17 protein-coding genes are annotated in these 20,866 nt (G+C 28.9%); 2 read left to right on the top strand and 15 right to left on the bottom strand.

The window, feature by feature from the left end:
* Positions 1-3: 3 nt before the first annotated feature.
* The 6 genes from AACK87_RS01295 to AACK87_RS01270 form a co-directional block, all read right to left on the bottom strand.
* On the bottom strand, positions 4-2,481 hold the full coding sequence (locus AACK87_RS01295) for a fructose-specific PTS transporter subunit EIIC (protein ID WP_338972779.1): 2,478 nt from the start codon (positions 2,479-2,481) through the stop codon (positions 4-6).
* Positions 2,482-2,752: 271 nt separating this feature from the next.
* On the bottom strand, positions 2,753-3,664 hold the full coding sequence (locus AACK87_RS01290; protein WP_338972778.1) for a lipoprotein: 912 nt from the start codon (positions 3,662-3,664) through the stop codon (positions 2,753-2,755).
* Between the two features lie 1,225 nt (positions 3,665-4,889).
* On the bottom strand, positions 4,890-5,789 hold the full coding sequence (locus tag AACK87_RS01285; RefSeq protein ID WP_338972776.1) for a lipoprotein: 900 nt from the start codon (positions 5,787-5,789) through the stop codon (positions 4,890-4,892).
* A gap of 15 nt (positions 5,790-5,804) precedes the next feature.
* The gene (locus AACK87_RS01280) at positions 5,805-6,851 is read right to left on the bottom strand and encodes a hypothetical protein (protein WP_338972775.1); all 1,047 of its coding nucleotides are present in this window, start codon (positions 6,849-6,851) and stop codon (positions 5,805-5,807) included.
* Positions 6,852-7,046: 195 nt separating this feature from the next.
* Positions 7,047-8,093 (bottom strand): hypothetical protein, encoded by a 1,047-nt coding sequence (locus AACK87_RS01275; RefSeq protein ID WP_338972774.1) that lies wholly within the window; start codon positions 8,091-8,093, stop codon positions 7,047-7,049.
* Positions 8,094-8,095: 2 nt separating this feature from the next.
* Entirely contained in the window at positions 8,096-10,633 is a 2,538-nt protein-coding gene (locus tag AACK87_RS01270; RefSeq protein ID WP_338972772.1) for a hypothetical protein, read from the bottom strand.
* A gap of 551 nt (positions 10,634-11,184) precedes the next feature.
* On the opposite strand from AACK87_RS01270, the gene AACK87_RS01265 reads away from it, so the two are divergent.
* On the top strand, positions 11,185-12,543 hold the full coding sequence (locus tag AACK87_RS01265) for a hypothetical protein (protein WP_338972771.1): 1,359 nt from the start codon (positions 11,185-11,187) through the stop codon (positions 12,541-12,543).
* A gap of 56 nt (positions 12,544-12,599) precedes the next feature.
* On the opposite strand, the gene AACK87_RS01260 is transcribed toward AACK87_RS01265, so the two are convergent.
* A complete protein-coding gene (locus AACK87_RS01260) occupies positions 12,600-13,409 on the bottom strand; it encodes a MurR/RpiR family transcriptional regulator (protein ID WP_338972770.1) in 810 nt (269 codons plus the stop codon).
* A gap of 223 nt (positions 13,410-13,632) precedes the next feature.
* On the opposite strand from AACK87_RS01260, the gene AACK87_RS01255 reads away from it, so the two are divergent.
* The gene (locus AACK87_RS01255; protein WP_338972768.1) at positions 13,633-15,006 is read left to right on the top strand and encodes an alanine--tRNA ligase-related protein; all 1,374 of its coding nucleotides are present in this window, start codon (positions 13,633-13,635) and stop codon (positions 15,004-15,006) included.
* 36 nt (positions 15,007-15,042) lie between these two features.
* Here the strand turns inward: AACK87_RS01255 and AACK87_RS01250 are convergent, their stop codons facing one another.
* From AACK87_RS01250 to AACK87_RS01215, 8 genes are all read right to left on the bottom strand, one after another.
* Positions 15,043-16,392 (bottom strand): M17 family metallopeptidase, encoded by a 1,350-nt coding sequence (locus AACK87_RS01250; protein ID WP_338972766.1) that lies wholly within the window; start codon positions 16,390-16,392, stop codon positions 15,043-15,045.
* 35 nt (positions 16,393-16,427) lie between these two features.
* A complete protein-coding gene (locus AACK87_RS01245; RefSeq protein WP_338972764.1) occupies positions 16,428-17,126 on the bottom strand; it encodes a GIY-YIG nuclease family protein in 699 nt (232 codons plus the stop codon).
* Between the two features lie 8 nt (positions 17,127-17,134).
* A complete protein-coding gene (locus tag AACK87_RS01240; protein WP_338972763.1) occupies positions 17,135-17,290 on the bottom strand; it encodes a hypothetical protein in 156 nt (51 codons plus the stop codon).
* A 480-nt stretch (positions 17,291-17,770) separates the two neighbouring features.
* Complete coding sequence (locus AACK87_RS01235) at positions 17,771-18,598, bottom strand: Cof-type HAD-IIB family hydrolase (RefSeq protein WP_338972761.1); 828 nt, start codon at positions 18,596-18,598, stop codon at positions 17,771-17,773.
* Positions 18,599-18,607: 9 nt separating this feature from the next.
* Entirely contained in the window at positions 18,608-18,913 is a 306-nt protein-coding gene (trxA, locus tag AACK87_RS01230; RefSeq protein ID WP_338972759.1) for a thioredoxin, read from the bottom strand.
* Positions 18,914-18,932: 19 nt separating this feature from the next.
* On the bottom strand, positions 18,933-19,763 hold the full coding sequence (locus tag AACK87_RS01225; RefSeq protein ID WP_338972757.1) for a Cof-type HAD-IIB family hydrolase: 831 nt from the start codon (positions 19,761-19,763) through the stop codon (positions 18,933-18,935).
* A gap of 36 nt (positions 19,764-19,799) precedes the next feature.
* The gene (locus AACK87_RS01220) at positions 19,800-20,303 is read right to left on the bottom strand and encodes a methylated-DNA--[protein]-cysteine S-methyltransferase (protein WP_338972755.1); all 504 of its coding nucleotides are present in this window, start codon (positions 20,301-20,303) and stop codon (positions 19,800-19,802) included.
* Positions 20,297-20,740, bottom strand: coding sequence for a dual specificity protein phosphatase (locus AACK87_RS01215; RefSeq protein ID WP_338972753.1), 444 nt, complete (start codon positions 20,738-20,740; stop codon positions 20,297-20,299). The genes AACK87_RS01220 and AACK87_RS01215 overlap by 7 nt, the downstream gene beginning before the upstream one ends.
* Positions 20,741-20,866: the final 126 nt, after the last annotated feature.

Here is a 20,866-nt window from a genome sequence, read left to right as displayed (position 1 = left end):
GTTTTAAACTAATTTTTTGTATTTATCAACAAATGGTTGAAGCATTTCTACTTGATAGTTGTGAACCTCTTTTTTAAATTCATCTTTTAGCTCATCTTTGTGATTTGAGTAATTTTCTTTAAAATTTTGAACTTCTAATTTATTTGCATCTTGTGTTTGAACTTGATACTGATCTTTTAAATTATCCATTTTTGAATCACGATTTACTTTAGAATCTTTTAAATATTGTTTAAACTCTGCTGTTTTATCTTTTAAAAATAAACTTTCATCTTTTTTAACCACTTTGAAAGCTTCTTTAGCTTTCTCTTTTTGGGTTTGATTTATTTTTTTAGTTTCAATAATTTGTTCTTTTAAACCTTGAATTTTTGTAGCATATTGTTTTTTTATCTCTTCATTTGGTTGATTTGATAGTTTAGCTACTCTAGCTTCTTGTCTACCTTCATTTTTTATTTTACTAATTTGATTTTTTAAATCCATAACTTTGTTTTTACAGTTTAAGTTTAATTCTTCGATTCAAGCTACATGAGCTTCTTTAACAGATCCTGGTTTTCCAGCATCATGCAATAATCATGATGAATATACCAATGTGGTAGTAGCTACCCCAACAGCGATTGCTAAAAAGAAATATAGAGTTTGAATTCCATAAGGAACTGCTCCCAAAATCGCTACAATCGGACCACCATGAGCGGCTGCGTTTGTAACCATTAAAGAACCTGCTATTGCACCAGCCACAGCTGATCCCAAAACATTTGATACTACAGCTCTTTTTGGATCACGAATTGCAAACGGAATCGCTCCTTCTGAAATTCCAATTGTTCCCATAATGATAGCAGCAATTCCTAAGTTTCTAGTATCTTTATCAAAAAATCTCGGCACAACGATTGTGGTAATTCCCATTCCTAATGGGGCCACTGGAATAGCTGCTGCAACTGCTCCCATTGGTTCATAAATACCAGCAGTTATTAGAGCTGAACCTGTGATAAAGGCAATCTTGTTCACAGGTCCCCCCATATCAAAACCAGCCATAGCTCCAAGCGCCATACCAAGTCCTAAACCAGCAAATACTCCTAGTTTAGATTGATAGGCATTTGAAAATCCTTTTGAAATTTGATCCATTAATCATCCAATTGGTCCCCCAATTACATAAATAAATAGTAATCCAATTCCTAAACCAACAACAATTGGTATAAAGAATATTGGCATAGCTGCTTGTAGAGTACGTGGTACTCTTCATGTGTTAATTCACTTAACAGCATATCCAGCCATTAATCCAGCAGCTATCGCTCCAAGAAATCCAGCTGGGGTTGCTACTGCATCAATACCTGGTAGTGGCATAAAGTTATCAGCATTATTACCTAAAAACGCCCCTACCATTGCTGGGGCTATAGCAGCTCTTCCAGCAATTGAATTTCCTATAAATCCTGCAAGGATTGGAATCATCATGGCGAAGGCTGCCCCCCCCACGATGCTCATTGTATTTAAAATACCTCATTTATATTCACCATTAGGTCCATCAGTTCCTGCACTTGGTCCTCAAATGGCTTTAGCAATTCCAATTGAGAACGCTAAACAAATTCCCCCTAAAACAATAACGGGAATCATGTAAGAAATCCCTGCCATGATATGAGACATGACACCTTCACGTTCTTTGGCTGTTTTTTTATCAAAACTAGTTTTTCCTTGTAAAACCGCTCCTAGTTCTAGGGCCGCTTGAACAGTTCCTAGTGGGTCTTTCATCGCTTTAGCAACTTTTGTTTGATAGCATTTTTTACCAAAAAAACGACTTTTATCAACATTTGTATCAGTTGCAAAAATAACTATATCAGCTTCTTGAATTTCGCTTTGAGTTAAAGGAGTTCCCACTCCCTTTGATCCTTGAGTTTCTACTCGAATTTGATAACCATTTTTTGGTAACTGTTCTAACAATTTTTCTTCTGCCATATAGGTGTGGGCAATACCAGTTATACAAGCAGTGATGGCCACAACTTTAACTCCGGTTGAATCCTGTTTTGTTTTTAAAGTCTTCGAACTATTCTTTGAATTTAATAAGGTTAAAACTGCACTTTCTGTTTTAGCTAAATTCATTTTATTTTTGAAATCATCATTCATCAATTTTGTAGCAATTTCGCTTAAAATACTTAAGTGCTCATCTCCGCTTGGTCCTTCTGGAACCAATAAGGCAATAATAACATTTGTTGGTTTACCATCCATTGAGTTTCAGTCAACCGATTTTTTAGTTCTAATGACAAAAACAGCGGCTTGGTTCACTTGTTTTATTCGCGCATGCGGGATGGCAAAACCATCTTCAAACCCAGTCGAACCCTCAGACTCTCGTTTAAGAAAACCCTTAATCAAAGCTTTTTCATCACTTACAATTTTGTTTTTTACAGCTTGTGAAGCAATAAAATCAAAAACTTGTTGTTGAGATTCAAAATCTTGATTTAAAAAAATGTATTCTTTTTTAAAAACATTATTTTCCATTTCTTTTCTATCCTTCTTTCCAAAATTATTATACTCTTTTATATTCCAAATTGGAATATAATTTCCATATTATTTGCTATTACACGGTAAAAATTGGAAATAAATTTGAAAGCACTAAAGGGGTTTTTCATATTAATTTTGCAATAAATTTTCAAAAATTATTTTTTATTAGGACTTTTAGAAATGATCGTTTTGCGCAAAAAATGTTTTTTACTAATTAATAAAAAAACGAAGCAAAGTTTAAACTTTGCTTCGTTATTATGGTTAATATTTATTTTTTTGAATTATTCAATTCTTTTTGATTAGTTTTAACGTATAAATCTCATCGCACTTCAAAAGTTTTTTTGTTAAATGAATATACCAAATGATTTTCTAACACTTGAAATCAATCTCTGTTTTCATTACCTTTTCAGTCAAAAGGGTCATAGGTTTTGTCCATCTCAATTGTTAAATATTTTTCAAAATGTGATTTAATTTCTTGCCTTTGTTTTTCGTTATTTGTCATAAGATCAAGGCTTCTTGTGATAACTTCTTCTCAAAGCATTTCTTGTAACTCTTCTATTGGTTTGGGTTCTTGATATATATACCTTTTCTCTTCTTTTGAAAAATATGATTCTGCGTGGGATAGAGTATTTTGTATGTATCAATCGACCGAGACCTCACCAAAGGCGAAATAGAAGTTTTTTTTGAACAAGGGATTTTCTGTTTGTGGTACTCCTTCTGCATCTATAAGTTCTGCCTCCACTAACCCTAATGTTCGTTTGGAAAAAGTTTCCTCATATTTATCATCATATAAGTCATCTGAGTCTGGTAGTTCTGATTCGACTACCGAAAATGCGGCGAAGTAATCTACTGCATCCGAATCGCTGTAATTGTTAATGTCAACATTATCAATTCTAATAGATTTATTTGACAGTTCATATCGTTTTCCAGACCTCTTCTGCTCTTTGATTGTAAAATTTAATCCAACTTTTTCAGAAGTTAATTTGTAACTTTGATTTTCTGATTCACCATTTTCGATTATCTCATATTTCAAATCACTTAATTCTTCTGCATATCTCTGTGAATCTCATAAATCTAATTCCACTTTTTTATTTGGATCTCCTCAGGTGCACGAGACAACATTAACAACAGGAGTTGTTAGCAATGAAACTGATGCAATTGATGCTAATAATTTTTTCATTTTAAAATACCTCTTCTAATTTAATTTTCTTAGCTGGTTAATTTCTACAGCTATTTCTTTGATTTCTGATTTATTTTTTCAGAAATATTCATATTCTTTGTTATTCATTTTAAAGCTATAACGATATACTAGCTCGTCTTTTTGAGAAATGTTACTTGTTATTGAATACTGTTTTTCATAGTAGCTAAATGCATTTGAAAAAGAAGAGAAATATAAGCAGATGTTATCTTTTGTTTTAAACCGATAAACGTTATATATTCCATCAGAAATAAGTTCATTTCACTGAGTATCTAAATTTCTAATATTAGCGGGTTATCTAACTTAATTTAGTGGATTTGTTTTACTTAAAATGTTCTCTAGTAGTGTCTCCTTAACATCAAAAACGTTTGCTTTATTAATCCCCGGGAAGAAACCGAGATTACAGAGCAAGACCCAAGTGATAAATATGTGGTTACTGATAAAATAGTTTTTTTAACTCTTATAAATATATTCCATTCTAAGACAATGATATTTTAATACTATAAAAAATAAATAGCAAGAAAAAAAAGAAATTAATTAAAAAATTGAGTGGATTAGAAAATTTAATTATTTTTTGGCCTTTACTAAAATAATATTAAATTTTATTGAAGCATAGATAACATATTGTCCAATAAAAAAGCCTTCAAAAATGAGTATCTAAAATAAAGTAGTTTTTTTTACTGTCTACTTTATTTTAGATGATCACTTGTTCACTTGTTTTATTCGTGCATGCGGGATGGCAAAAACATATTAAAATCCAGTCGAACACTCAGACTCTCGTTTAAAAACCATTAATCAAAGCTTTTTCATCACTTACAATTTTGTTTTTTACAGCTTGTGAAGTAATAAAATCAAAAACTTGTTGTTGAGAATAAAATCATGATTAAAAAATGTATTCTTTTTTAAAAACATTATTTTCTATCTCTTTACTATCTTTCTTTCCAAAATTATTATACTTTTTTATATTCAGAGTTAGAATATAATTTCCATATTATTTGCTATTAAATGCTAAAAATTATAAATAAATTTTAAAGCATTAAGGGGTTTTTAGAGTAATTATGCAATGAATTTTCAAAAATTAGTGTTTATCAGGACTTTTAGAGGCGGTGCTTTTGTGCAAAAAATGTTTTTTACTAATTAATAAAAAAACGAAACAAAGTTTAAACTTTGTTTCGTCATTTTGGTTAATATTTAGTTTTTTTTGAATTTAGTTTTTTGAATTATTCAATACTTTTTGATTAGTTTTAACGTCTAAATCTCATCGAACCTCGAAAGTTTTTTTGTTAAATGAGTATACCAACTTATTTGCTAATGCTTGATATCAATCATTGTTTTCATTACCTTTTCAGTCTAAAGGATCATATGTTTCATCCATCTCAATTGTTAAATATTTTTCAAAATGTGATTCAATTTCTTGCCTTTGTTTTTCGTTATTTGTCATAAGATCAAGGCTTCTTGCGATAACTTCTTCTCAAAGCATTTCTTGTAACTCTCCTACTGGTTTGGGTTCATCATATATATACTTATGTTCTTCTCTATAAAAATATAATTCTGCGTTGGTAAAAATAATTTTCATGTATGAACCAACCGATATCTCGTCAAAGGAAAAATAGAAATTTTTTTTGAACAAAGGATCACCTATTTGTGGTGTTCCATTTGCATCTATAAGTTCTGCCTCAACAATCCCAAGTGTAGTTTTGAAATAACCCTCCTCATATTTATCTTGAGAGAGGTCCTTTTTACTTGGTAGTTCTGATTCAACTACTGAGAATGCGGCGAAGTAATCTACTGCATCCGAATCGCTGTAATTGTTAATGTCAACATTATCAATTCTAATAGATTTATTTGACAGTGCATATCTTTTTTCAGACATCTCATGCTCTTTGATTGTGATATTTAATCCAACTTTTTCAGAAGTTAATTTATAACTTTGACCATTATCGATTATCTCATATTTCAAATCACTTAATTCTTCTGCATATCTCTGTGAATCTCATAAATCTAATTCCACTTTTTTATTTGGATCTCCTCAGGCGCAAGAGACAACATTAACAACAGGAGTTGTTAACAATGAAACTGATGCAATTGATGCTAATAATTTTTTCATTTTAAAATACCTCTTCTAATTTAATTTTCTTAGCTGGTTAATTTCTACAGCTATTTCTTTGATTTCTGATTTATTTTTTCAGAAATATTCATATTCTTTGTTATTCATTTTAAAGCTATAACGATATACCAGCTCGTCTCTTTGAGAAATGTTACTTGTTATTGAATACTGTTTTTCATAGTAGCTAAATGCATTTGAAAAAGAAGAGAAATATAAGTAGATGTTATCTTTTGTTTTAAATCGATAAACGTTATATATTCCATCAGAAATAAGTTCATTTCACTGAGTTTCTAAATTTCTAATATTAGCAGCTTCTCTATCTGAAATGAATTTAGACTCTAAATTTATTTTTTTTCTTAGTTCGAAATATGCATTTTCCTCATCATCATCTGAGGTTACCAACTCCCCATCGATATTATATATAAACAGTCTTGTTCTTATATGCTTTTCTTCGCGATTAGACTGTTTTTTTCTAGCCTCTTGCATTGTGTTTCCCAAATTATCACCCTTTAAGTCTGAGAAATTGTTTAAATCATTATCATTATCATTTGAAAGATAATACATTTTTTCTAAATTTAAATCAGGGTTATTAATTTCGTTTTTTAAATAAAAGAAGTTGTCTCTTCAATTTTTTCAAGACGTTTTGAAGTTACCTGCTGATGTTAAATACTCTATTTCATCGTCTTGGTTTTCCATAGGCAATATTTGTTTGTATAAAATATTGTTTTTATAATAATTTTGACTTTCGACTACTGAAAATTGTTTTTTACTACCATAAACTCAGTCGTCTTCAATTAAGTCATTATAACCCACTCCATAAATTTTTTGAGCGCACTTTTCATAGTACATTTCAAATAACTGCTCTTGTACTTCTCTATCTCAGTTTGATGGATTCTTTTTATTTAAAATGTTTTCTAGTAATCTTTCCTTATCTACTCTTGTTTTGGCATATATTTCACTCAACATAACATCTACATTTATATTTTTCATGCTTTCTAGATATGGATTATTACTATTTAAATTTTTCAAAAATATATTATTAGTTTCAAAATTTGTCTTCAAAATTTTATCATATTCATAATCCACCTGAATTTTGCTTAGATTAACTTTGTTATAACCACCCTTACATCAAGCATCATCTTCAGTTTTGATTGTATATCTAATAAGATCTCCCGAAAGAGTTTTATATTCAAAGTCGTAGTTATTATGCTTATTATCATCGGCAAAAAACGCACAAACTCCACGATTAACAGTTAATTATGGTTTACCATAACTGTTTATGTCTTGCATTTTATAAATCAAAGAATTTAAATCAAATCCGGTTTCTCTTAAATCGTCTTTAATATCAATGGTCATCTCACTTTTATCATATTCGTTTGTTGCCACTTTGAAATTACCTAAAAACTCTATTCTATTAAAGGTTTGTTGCAAATTTCCATCTTTACCGGCATTAAGTTTAATTTTAATATTGGGTTTATAACCTCCAAACATTTCATCAATATTTTCGTAAAAAGCTGTTCTAATTTCTTCCTTAAATTGTTTTTTGAATTCTTCAGTTTCTCCAAACAACGGATTTTTAATTTCGTTTTGGGCATTTGACGGAAGATTTTCTCCATCGGCATATAATCCTTTATTAGGTAAAATATTTTTTAATTTTTCAAAGTCATTTTGATTAAAGGCGTTAAAATATTTTCCATTGTACTCATAAAATAAACCTTCTTTTACATAAAAAGATTTATTCAAATAATCTCTTTCAGCTTCTTCTAAAGTGTCAAACCAATTTACATCATCACCCATTAAGTAACTATATTTCTTTTTTGTAAGTCCTGGATTGACATAACTATCCATGGCCCTATCTTCAGCTGATTTAGAACTAATTACACACCCATCTGATGACTGTCCTTTTCCACAAGTTGGTAATACAACTTTTCCCACGGCATTTTTATAAACCTTTACATAATTTGCCATGTTCGTGTCATATATTTTATCCGCATTTAAAAGTCCATACTCATAATTACTGATTATTTTATTTGGATTACTAGTGGTCTTAACTTGTTCAATTGGATTTTCTTCAAGTAATTTATCGTAAATAGAATTTACACTTCTATAGTCTTGGTTTTGATAATTGTATATTCTATCATTGCTGTAGAACTGAGAGTAGTTTTCAATTCTGCTCTCCGTTTCCTTAATAAAGGTCTCATCATCCAAATTGAGATAATCTATCGATCTGGCTTGACTTAAAACAATTGAATTTGACATAAGAGTTAAACTCAGAAGTGATACCAGTGTTTTCTTAAGAATCATTTCTAAATTCTCCTTTCACTTTCGTTGGGCTGATCAGTATATACAACCTCGATTTTTTCTAATAAGTAATTCAATAACTCTTCTTGACTTTCAAATAATTTTTCATCGTAAATAAAAGTCGTTTGTAAGTCATAATAAAACCTATTTTGGTAGTTATTCTCTATCATAATAAAGGCGTACAAGTCATCTAAGTTGGCGAAATAGTGCTTTATGCCTTTAACCTCTACAAAATAGACCAAGTATTTAGCTTCATTTAAATCAGTTATTTTATCAAAATCATTTTCTTGAAATAGGTCCGTTCAATCAACTATTTTACTCTCGATTTGAATATTATCTTTAATGTGTCTTTGAACTTCCTCATATGAATTTGCATAAAATGCTTGATCTGAATTTGGTGCGATGTAATAATATTCTTCCAAAAATTTGCTATTGTTTAATTTATTAATATAGCTATTGAAGGCCTCATCTTGACTTTTAAAAGTATTACCAAATTTATCCGAATATAATTTTAATTCGTTTTTTTTGTATTCTTCAAAAACACCATCAACTAGTTTGTCTTTTGAACTAAAATTCTTAGACTCCAAATAAGGTGTTGTATAAAAATCTGGTTTTGATTTTTTTAAGTCCTCAAGTATCAACTCTTTTAAATACCTCTCTGCAGATTCATAGGAATTATAATATCTATTATAAATCAGGAATTTGTCTACACTCTGTGTTTTTTTTATTTCAAAAGTGTTAAATATCTTGGAAGGTTTAAAGTCATGTTTTTGTCAAAATCACTTGCTCACTTCATAGGTGATTCTGTCTTTGTTTGTTGGTACAACAAGTTCATAGGTTAAGGTTGTTTCTATTGGTATAAGATTTATAACATTAATCGCTATTGTAATCGCAGTGATAATTGGCAACACTTGAGCGGCAGCCTCAAGAAATGGGGCTGCATAACCAACTAATTGCGCTGTACCAACTATAAATTCGACAACTTTGTCCGGATTTTCTGAAGCTTCAACAAACACTAAACTAGCAGCTGTTAAAAATTTATTTAGTCCTTTCTCAAATCTTTTATCATCATTTAAACTTGAAATGTTTTCTATATTTTTTCTAGAAGGATTCAATAGGGATTCCATAAAATCAGAAGCTTTGTTTAAAGGTACTAGTTGAATAAGTTCATGTCATTCATCTAATGCATTAAAGTTGTATAACATATTTCAATATATTAAATCAAGCATATCACTGTCAGACTTAGAAATATTAGTCTCCCTTAATAGGTCTTTTAATTTTATCAGCCCTATTTTCTCCTTTGAGTCAAAATCTAATGTTTGCAAAGTGTTTAGCTGTGACACTTGTTCGTTAAAATAACCATTGATTTGGTACTTTAAAATCATTTCTTTGATTTTTACATAATCTTTAAAACCAGCTGCCTCATCACCTGGATGGCTATATTTGATAATCGTCTCTTCTAAGTTAAAATCTTTATCTGATCCTTGAAAAAGATTTTCTGTATCTGAATCAGAAATATCATCACCTCTTGACAATAAAGTTAATTTTATTAAATCATTATAAGCGTTTATTGGACCCATTACGTTTAATTCGAAAACTTTTTCAAGGCCTAAATCAAATATACCAGTTGATGACTTATTAATTACGTTTCAATTTTTCTCATTATTTATGAAATTAGTAAAATCACCATTATATTCAATCATAGTCTGACCAGTAACACTACCCTCGGTTCCTTCTTTTTGTTCAACATAATAGACCCCTGGTCTACTGCTAACTCTTGTTATTGATTCTCTCTCTTCCATTGTAGTATTTATTTTGTCTGGATTATTCAACTCGAATCCTGAAATAGTAGATCCGTTATGCTCATAATTGGAAACTATCGAATTATTAATTTCATTTTTTAACTCATCTTCTTGTAAACAACTTTGCGAAAATTGATAACAAGAAGTAGTCTGAAAGTCATTTGAATTTTTATATTTAGAATTATAATAGTTTAATATCGAATCCTTGTTGGTAAATTTTTGACCATCCGCCAAATAATTCTTCTTAATTAATTTATAGTGACTATTTAAAGCGTTTTCATATGCTATTTGGGAATCAAAATCCGAACTAATAGATCCATCCGCATTTCTATAGACTTCAGTAGCTCTTTCACCAGAACTAGCAATTAGAGGGTCAACTTCCCCATTAGCATCAACGATGTAGTCGTGTGGATTTTTGTTTAAAACTTGTGTTCTAATGTTGTAGTCTTTTTCAATTTTTTCATAAACTTGTTCAACCGAGCCAAATTTTTCCTCTCCAAAATAAACCTGATTTTTTTGAACTTTAAAATTTTCTCTTTCCGAACTATTATCTAGAACATAACTTATTGCGTCTTCTTTAGATGCAAATTTCATACCGTCCAGTTCATAATATTTGTATTTTTGCTCTTTTTCGTCAAAACCGTTTGCACTATTATTCCCCGAGCAAGAAACCGTTAGCAAAGAGGATGCCACAAGTGATAAAGAGGACATTACTGATAAAATAGTTTTTTTTATTCTCATAAATTTATATTCCTATCTAAAAAAAATGTTATTATAAGACTATAAAAACTAAATAGCAAGGAAAAAAAGAGATGAATTTTAGAAATTGAAGCAAATTTAAAATTTTTTTAATTACTTTTTTTGCTTTAACTACGATAGTATTAAATTTTGTTGGAATGCTTATAGTAATGAGCAAATTTAAGCGAAATTCAATAATGTCAAAGGACTTATTTTTATTGGAGCTCATGAGTTTTAAAAATAAGATATTTTTATCTGTTGCAAACATATTTATAATTTCCCCCATTATTTTCTTAAGCTGTAAAAATTTTTATAGTAGAAAGACATTCAGCTATAATATCAGAAGTGATCTATACTGCAATAGGGAGAGAAGTCATTTTTTTCTTTATTGAATTACAAAGGAAATTTTGTTTTATATTGCAATAATTTTTGTAATTCAATTAACTAACTTTTTCTTTGAAATAATGATTTGAAATTACTACTTAGTTTTATTCATTAATTTTTTAGTTATCTACCTAGTTATGATAATTTTTATAATTTTTATCATTCTTTTGATGAGCATTATTTTTACAATTAGATTTTCCATCTCTAGAAATTCAATTTTGATTTTAACTTTTATTTTATCAATTATTTGCTCCTTTGGATTTAACATAAAAAATAATAATACAATTAATACAGAATTAAATTTTAATTTAAGCTCAAGCACCAATATTAGTTTGCAAACAAATGACAAAAAAATAGGCTTAGCTTTAAAATTCCAGAAAAGTCAAATTTACAAAGATTATTTTTATAGAAGTAACTGGAATCCAAATGAAGATTTCGTTGAATTAGAAAAAGAATCACTTTTTCTAAATAATTTCTGTAAATCCAAAAAATCACAAATATTATTCAATGATTATCACCCTCATTTTTATTGCTATCACGAAAAAGAGGAAGTTATTAACAGCTTTAATCAAACTAAGCTTTCAAATTTAAATATTATCGCTGATGATTTTTTTGTAAATAACTATGATAACCCGCTGGTTTTACCTATTATTAAAAAAATGAGCGACGATAGCTTTTCTATAAATTATTTCAATCAATTAAGAGAAGTTTTTGGAGAAAATTATTATCTAAATGAAGATAACCTGACCGTAGATCTTTTCAAAAGTATCCGAATAACTAAAAATGGTATTATTTTTGAAGACTATAATCCTACAAAACAAGATAAGGAACAACTCGTGTTATTCTATAAGTATTTATTCTATAATTCTTTAATCGATTATTTCAATCAACCACTTAAAGATAGTGTGGTTGATGTTAGCAACTACAAATTAGTGGACTCTTTTTTCAACAATAAAGATAAATATGATTATGGAAGTAAAAAATTATGGAACGAATTTTTAATTACCGAGGGTAAAAATGATTCCAAAGATTTATTTAATGTTAAATTGAATCAATCAGAAATTTTAGAAGAAGTTTTAACACCGGCAGTTTTATTACAAGTAATCGGAAAATCCAGTATAGAAAATAATTTTGCTGAAGAAGTACGCAGTAAAAACAGTAGAATAGAACTAAATAAGTATTTTAATGTATTTCAATTTACCAATGTGATATTTAAAAATATTGGATGAAGCACATCAAATCAATTGAAAATTATGCCCATTATTAATGTTGAAACAAATGCAATGATTCTTGGGAATTTCCCCTATTTTCCAGTAAAATTCTTATCAAAAAATAATCAGAATTTTGTTAACAACACTAATAGAAATGAAAATATACTATTTTATATGTATTTATTTACGTTTTTTCTAATTCTTTTCTTTGTAAGTTGGAATTTAAATTTAAGATTTTTGAAAAAACTTTATGGTTCAAATCAAACAGAATATCTATTTAATGAGATAAATTGAAAAAAATTTTTTAAAAAGCGATAACATATGGTTCAATAAAAAAACCTTCCATTTGGAAGGTTTTGCCTTTTAAAAATTTGCTAATTACTTTGTTCTCATTTTCAAGCGTCAATAACATCGCTTGTAATTACGTCCATTGATAAAAATTCCTTAAAAATCATCTCTCATATAGCGAATGCACAAACTCTTGCTGTGAAAGAAAATGAGCGATATTTAGGATCTTTTGATTCAACTTGAAAATTATGAGTTGATTTACTTTTTATTTTTGATTCAAAAGGACCAGTTAAGGTAATAATTGTTATTCCTTTTTCTAAGGCTTTATCCATGATTTTATTCATCTCAAATTTATCACCTGAATAAGAAATCAGTATTAGCACGTCCGTCTTTTTCATAAAATTAATATTTATGGATTGTTGATGTCAATCTGTCCCTATCATAATAAATTTACCAGTTTGTGATAATTTGTGTTCGATTTCAGATTTTAGAGCGACATTCCCTCCATTGGCAGCAACACAAATTTTCTCTGCACTAAATATCATTTGGGCCGCTTCTTTAACCTTTGTTGAATCCAATTTTTTCAATGTTCGTGTTAAATCATCTACTATCGCTGAAGAGTTTTCCTCAAAATTATTACTGTTATATTTATCTTCAAAATAACGAGTAATTTCTTTATTTAGAATTGATACCAAATCCCGATAACTTTCAATTTCTAAATCGTTTTTTATGTACTTGGAAACAGTTGATTGACTACACCCGCTCTTGTCAGCTAATTGAACCACTGATAAAGAAAAGGACTTTTCATTTGTAATTTCATCAATTATCGCTTTAGAAATCAGCGCTTTTGCAGTATCTATTTCTTTACTATATTTATAAATCTGTTCTAAAATCATATTTTAACCTCTTACTTATATTATTTTAAATCAAATATCTCAATAAATTAATAAAAAATTAAGTTTCAATAATCTGTATCTCTTAAAATTTACATTTATTTGAAAAGTAGTTGCTATTTGTCACACCCAAAAAATCCTATATCAAATACATGAGTTTATTTTCATGATTTCTTTGATTACTTTAGTTATGTTAAAATAAAAGAAATGGGAGGAAATATTAAAAATGAATGAATTATTAAATAAAATAGATTTAACAAACTTGGAGAAAACAAAATTTTTGGGCTATGAGCAATTAAATTCTCAATCCAAAGTAATCGGACTCTTTGATGAAAAAGGTTCAAAAGTAAAAAAATTATCTGGTCATGGTTATGTAATTTTTGACCAAACCCCTTTTTATGCGATTTCAGGTGGACAAGATAGCGATCAAGGAGAAATGGTTTTCAAGAAAAACCGCTTTAATATAATGGATGTGCGCAAAGATATCGTTTTAGGATATTTTATCCATGAAGTAAATTTAAATAATCAAAGTATTGAGGTAGAGGATATCGTTGATTTAGAAGTTAACAAGGAATTTCGTTATAACTCATCTTTGAATCATTCAGCACTTCACATTACGTGACAGACCATCTTAAATCATGTTGGTTATTATGTTGAGGAATTAGGAAGCAAGTTAAATAACGACCGCTACCAATTACAATTTTGCAATGATGATAAAATAACTCCACAATTAGTTTTAGAAGTTGTTAATGAAATTAATCAAAAAATTATTCCCGAAAATGTGAAATCAAAAATCTTTTTTGTAACTCAAGAAGAAGCACATGAAAAAAATTACTTATTTGAATTCACCAAGATTAATCCTGGGGAAATGGTTAGAATGGTTGAATTTCCCAAAATTGTAATCGAACCTTGTAGTGGTACACACGCTAATAACACCAAAGAATTAAAACAAGTATGGTTTATGAATTACTCAAAAAATAACAAGGCTGTGATTATCGATATGACCACAAATAAATTAGTGGCTGATAATTATTTTGAAAATAAACTTACTAATCGCTTTGCTGAGATTTTAAATCAAATAAAAAAAGCTGTTGATTTAGGAATGAATCACAATTTTAAAGATCAAATTGATGCTTGTCAAAAATTAACTAGTCAATGAAATTATCTAGCTGTTAGAGAGTTAAATGAAATCGGTTTACAAATCACCGCCTTAATTAACAAGTATCTAAAAAATCTTGAACAAGAAAGTATCAAAAACTTTTTAAGTCAAGAATTTAAACCAAAAATAATTAAAGACAAATTTCACTACTATCAAACTGCTGATGAAAATTATACTAATAAATTATTAATTTCAAAGGCTTCAATACTAGCAAACGAAAATCCAAATAATGTTATTGTATTTGCCAATCAAGTTCAAGCAAGTAGCAATGTTGTTTTGGTTTGTAACCAAAAAGCTGATTTTAATATTAAAAATTGATATGAAAAAAATCTAGCAGATCAAAGCTCTTTTAAAGGAGGCGGAGGTCCTTTAATTATTCAACTGTTTTCTTCAATAAAAGAAGATTTTGATAAAATAATCCCAGCTTTAGAAAAGGATTAATAAAAAAACTACGAAATATTTTTCGTAGTTTTTTTATTATTTATTTAATAGTTCAAAAATTGTTTTAACCATTACTCCTGTGCCACGTTTACCGTCATCTGCTGTTCCGGCGATATCTAAGTGAACAAATGGTTTACCTTCTGCAAATGAATCAAGGAAAGCAGCGGCAGTTGAACTTCCAGCATTTCTTCCTGGTTCTGAGTTTGCTAAGTCAGCGACTGGAGAACATTGCATTGCTTTTAAGTGCTCTTCTAAAAGTGGTTGTCTTCAAATTGGTTCATGACCTGCTTGAGCTGCTTTGGCAACTTCATCATACCATTGGTCATTAGTTGAGAAAACTCCTGTTTGTCATTTTCCTAAAGCTATTACGATGGCTCCTGTTAAAGTAGCGGCATCGATAATTTTATCAACTTTAGCTTCACGAACTGCATAAGTAATTCCATCTGCTAAAACTAATCTACCTTCAGCATCTGTGTTTGTGATTTCAACAGTTTTACCGTTCATACTTGTGATTACAGATTCAACTAAAGTTGCGTGACCACCAATTCTATTATCAGTGAATAGTCCAATTGCCATTACATTAGTTTTAGCTTGAGCTTTTGCTAAAGCCATTACTGATGATAACATGATTGTGGCACCCGACATATCAAATTTCATACCTTCCATAAAGTTAGATGGTTTTAAAGAATAACCTCCTGAGTCAAAAGTAATACCTTTTCCTACAAGACCAATTTTCTCTTTTTTAGGATCTCCAATATATTCTAAAACAACAACTCTTGGTTCCACATAACTTCCTGCATTAACAGAAAGTAAAAGACCCATTTTCAAATCTTCAATTTGTTTTTTGTTTAAAACAGTAACTTTTAGACCTTTAATTTCTTTTGCTTTGGTGGCAATTTTATCTGCTATAGTTACACTTGTTGCTATATTTGGTGGAGTATCTTGTAAATCTCTGGTGAAATTAACAAATTCCATTTTAATAGCTGTTTCATTAAATCTTGCTGATTTGTCCGCTTTGCAAATTAAGTTAATATTTGGTTTATCCACAGTTTTTTCTTTGTAAGAAATTATTTTGTGATTTTCAAACATTGCAGTTTCAACTACTGCATCAAAAATTCCATCAATTTTACTTTCGTTAATTTTGAAAAAAGAGTCCACATCAATATTCAAATCTTTTTTATTAGCTTTTAAGAAGCTTGCTAAAGCTTTGCTTATCTTTTTATATGTACATCCTTTGATTTCATCAAAAACCATATAAATAGTTTTTTCTTCTGAAATTAAAGTAACTGATTCGTCATCTAAATTTACTAAAGTGTTTTTTACTTCACTTTTTTTAATAGCTTTTAGAGTTAGCTCAAACTGTTTTTTGTCATTTAAAAATATCATTTTATTTCTCCTCTAATTCATTATAATGTATTTTGCTAGAATATCTCAAATTTAACTCGACATTCCTTATTTTTGCATCTAAATTGCACCACCGGGATTACTTCAAATTCTAATATTTGATAACTCAAGCAACTAGACATACGGCCGTGACCATTAATACAAACAGCTCGACTATTTAAATTTTTGTTGTTCGCATTGATTACTGGTGACTTAAAGTTATATATAAAGTAAGCCTCTGAAATAAGTCTGTTATTTTGATCGGGTTCGTCAGCTATTTTAACAAAGCGGACTTTACGATAATCTAAATTTTGTTCCTTGTAAAGTTTTTTTAATTTATTGTAAAGTCGTTTGCGTTTTTGCGAAGTTTTTGGATCAATTTCACGAAGATGGCTTTTTCAACGAGTTCAAATTTGTTTAGATTCTCCAACATAAGTTAAGACAACATTATTTTTCTTATCTTTTAAATAAATAAGGTAGACACCAGCTCCCAAATCAACTGATTTTTTGCTATCTTTAATTTCTTTAAAAGAAACCGACTTCAAATTACTTTCAATTTTTTCAATCAATCTATTTTGAAATTCTTGAGCATACTTGTTGGTAGCTTCATTATTACTCAATTTAGCTTGCCTTAAAATTCTATACCTTGTGTACGAATTAAAAAGCGAATACCTTTGATCATCATTAATTTGATTGTAATCGATTCTTAAATTTTCTATTACTTTTTCAATATTCATTTTTAAATCTATCTATGTCTTTGACAAACAAAAACTTCGTCTTCAACATTTCCAACTAGATTTTGTTGCATTTTAGAAAATAATACTCCAGCTGCTCCAGCTGGTTTTTTATCCTTTTGTTGCTCAGCAACACACTTAAAACATTTTGCATTATACTCTTTCATAAATATCTCCTTTTTTCTATTATACCTTGATTTAATCAACTTATTAATAAAAATAAGTAAGTTTTTTTATTAATAGAAAATATTTTGAATTTTGAATACTTAATTCTAAATTGCTTGCAAATAAAAAAGAGCATTTTTAAATAAAATTACGGCCAGCTTTCTGGCGGTTTTTTTATCTTAAATGCTTAAAAAAATTATTATTTTAGTCCTTAGGTCTATTGAAATTTACACCCAAATTATTTATTTTTTTGCTATTAAAGCAACTCATCACCGAAATACTATTCATATTTTTAAAAGATTTCTTAATGAATTTTAGGTCATTTGTTATACGGATATTTGACAAAAGCTTAAAACTAAAATTTTGTCTATTGAAATTAATCATCTCTGTTATTACCTCCAATGAGTAATCGTGAATAAATTAAGATCAACTACAAATGAAAAAAACTCTCCAATAACAAACTGAAGAGTTTAAAATTTTATCTATTTAACATTTTCTAGGATTTCATTGATTTTAACTGCCACTCCATGTTTTTTATGGTGTAGAGCAACTTCGTTCGCCTCAGACTTAATCGCCTCAGGTGCATTTTCCATCGCAACCCCAAGACCGGCTCACTGTATAGATTTTAAATCATTTTCTCCATCTCCAAAATAAACAATTTCTGAAGGCTTAATATTCATTTGCTTAGCTATTAATTTTAGAGCAGTTGATTTATCCACGGAATTAGGATTAACCTCTAAATTAGTAGTACCTTTTGAAACATAACTTCAAGCATAAGATTCAAATTTTCTTTTAGTCATTTCTTCTCTAAATTTATTTATGTGGTCATTTTTACCAAAGCAGATAAACTTCATTATCTGTAATGGTTCTTTAACTTTATCAAATAGTTTGGTTTTTCTCTTACTTATTCTTTTTAGAACAAATAAGAACATACTTTTTTTCTTATTAACATAAGCTAAGTGGTCATCTTCAGTATAAGCAAAAAGAATAACGTTGTTTTCGCTAGCTATTTTAAAAATTTCTTCACTTTCATCTGGCTTAAAGGGTTTTTTGAATAAGATTTCAGCATTTCCATTTTCATCTCATTGGTGAATCATTCCCCCATTCAAAGAAACAACAGGACTTTTGTCAACGTGTGAGTTGATTTGTTCCGCTACTTTTTGAATTTTGTTAATATTTCTCCCTGTGGCAATTACAACACTAATCCCTTGTTCCTTAGCTTTCTTAATAGCTTCTATATTTTCCTTTGAAACTTTACTTTTTTTATAAGCAAGGGTTCCATCAATATCAACGACAATCATTTTTATCATATTTATTACCTATTTTATTAAGTCCAGAATTTTATTTTTTGGAACAAAACCAGTGACCCTTTCTTTTAATTTACCTTTATCAAATAAAATTAAAGTTGGAATTGACATCACTTCATAATTCTTAGCAATATCAACTAAATCATCAACATCCACTTTGGCTATTATAGTTTCTTCTTGTTCATTTGAAATTTCTTCTAAAATTGGGGCGATCATTTTACATGGACCACATCAATCTGCATAGAAATCAACCAAAACTTTCTTATCTGCAATTAAATTATTAAACTCTTCTAAAGACTTTATCTGTATTTTTGACATAATATTTCTCCTTTAACCTTTATTTATCAAGTATTTTTGTTTTTATATAATGGGAAACCCCATTTTCGTTGTTATTTAATGTAATATCATCTGCAATATCTATTAGTTGGGGGATCGCATTTTGCATCGCCACACCAACATCAACTTTATTAAACATTTCAAAATCATTAAAACTATCCCCAAAGGCATAAGATTTTGAATTCTGTTTTTCAAATCCTAGATACTCACAAATTTTTTTAACTGCTAAGCCCTTGTTAACACCCTTGTTAATTACTTCAAAAATTCTTGCTGTATATTTTTTAATGTCTACACCCGGAATCATTTTAACGTAACTATTATAAAATTCCTCAGCTTTCTGGTCAGTTGAATCTTTTTCTAGAATAATAGTTAGATGGGTGATGGGCTTGTCAATTTCTTCAACTGATTTAATTATATTATAATCCATTTTCATCAATTCACTTCAATATTTAGAATTTTCCCCTTCACCATAAACGTAAACAGAATCATCAGCAAAATAATGAACCTTAATTTTTCCGATTTTTCCGTAAGTTTCCTTGAAAACAGTTTCAATTACGTTTCGATCAATAAAACTTTCAAAAATTCATTTCTTAGTTTTATAGTCATAAATTTTAGCACCATTGGCTCCAGCGATTATGCCTCCGTGTTGGTCTAAGCTTAGTATTTCACCTTGTTTTAAAATATCCTTAGCACTTCTAGCAGTCACTGGGCAAAAGTAAATTCCTTTTTTGTATAATTCAACAACGACATCTTTTGTCTCTTCAGAAAACAAATGATTATCCTGTAGCGCTGTTGAATCAAGATCACTAAAAATAATAATGTCTTTTCTCATAACTCACCTACTTATATTATAATATACCAAAAAAACCTAAAAAGTAAGTTTTTCCTTTGATTGTACGAAGACTTTCAACTCTGGTCCAGCTTTGTAATTAATCATTCCTGATTTACTTATAACCAAATGACATGGAATAAAAATCAAAATCGGGTTATTTTTTAAGGCCGTTCCAACTGCTCGATTAGCCAATGGCTGATTTACTAAAAAAGCTAATTCCTGATAAGTCAGCAATTTGTTCCTCGAGACTGAAAAAAGAGTTTTTCAAACCTTTATTTGAAATGGTGTACCATAAAGTTCAAGATCATCTAAACTTATCAAGTTGAAATGATTAAAATAATCATTAATTTTATTGATACCAAAAGCTTCCAAGCTTTGATCTTCATTAGCTTCAAAATTATTTACTTTCAAGAAACTACTGAAATCATCAAAAGCATTAGCCCCCATATTTAGGTAAACAATCTTATTATTGTTCAAAGCGATCAAGTAATTAACTTCATCTAATTGAAATTGCGCTCATTTTAAACTAATCTTTAGCATAGTTTATCAAAAGGAAAATTATTTATCAAAAATATTTGTCAACCTGGATTTGGACTAAATGGTGGGTAAATCTTCTGAAATGCTTTTTGTGCGGTTTTGAAATCTGATTGTGGCAGTAAGTTATTTCTAACCAAATAAATGAAAACTATTGAAGCGCTGCGATTAATACCTCAAATGCAATGAACATAAATTTGTTTATCTGAAACATTGTTTTCAATTAAATTAACTGCCAAAAAAACTAGATGTGGGTCTAAACCTTTTACATCAGGATAGTCCTCGAAATTAAAATAGTGTTTACCTGCACCTTGGTTTGAATAATTTTTATCATCTTTTATTATATCTTGGTACATTTCTTGAGCACAAGAAATAATAATATCACTTTCCACTGGCGCTGAGTGACGATCACCTAAATATAAATTATCTGTTATTTTTTTCATAAAAACCTCCTAATATTTGGTTAGGTTAATTATACCTAAAATGAGGCCTTAATAAACCCAAGTTTAAATATTATTTGAAATTATTCATAAAAAAACTATTTTAATAAATTGCTAATTTCTTAACAA

This window comes from Spiroplasma endosymbiont of Panorpa germanica (assembly GCF_964019765.1).
GTDB lineage: Bacteria > Bacillota_I > Bacilli_A > Mycoplasmatales > Mycoplasmataceae > Spiroplasma_B.
This window is presented reverse-complemented; position numbering and strand designations above follow the sequence as displayed.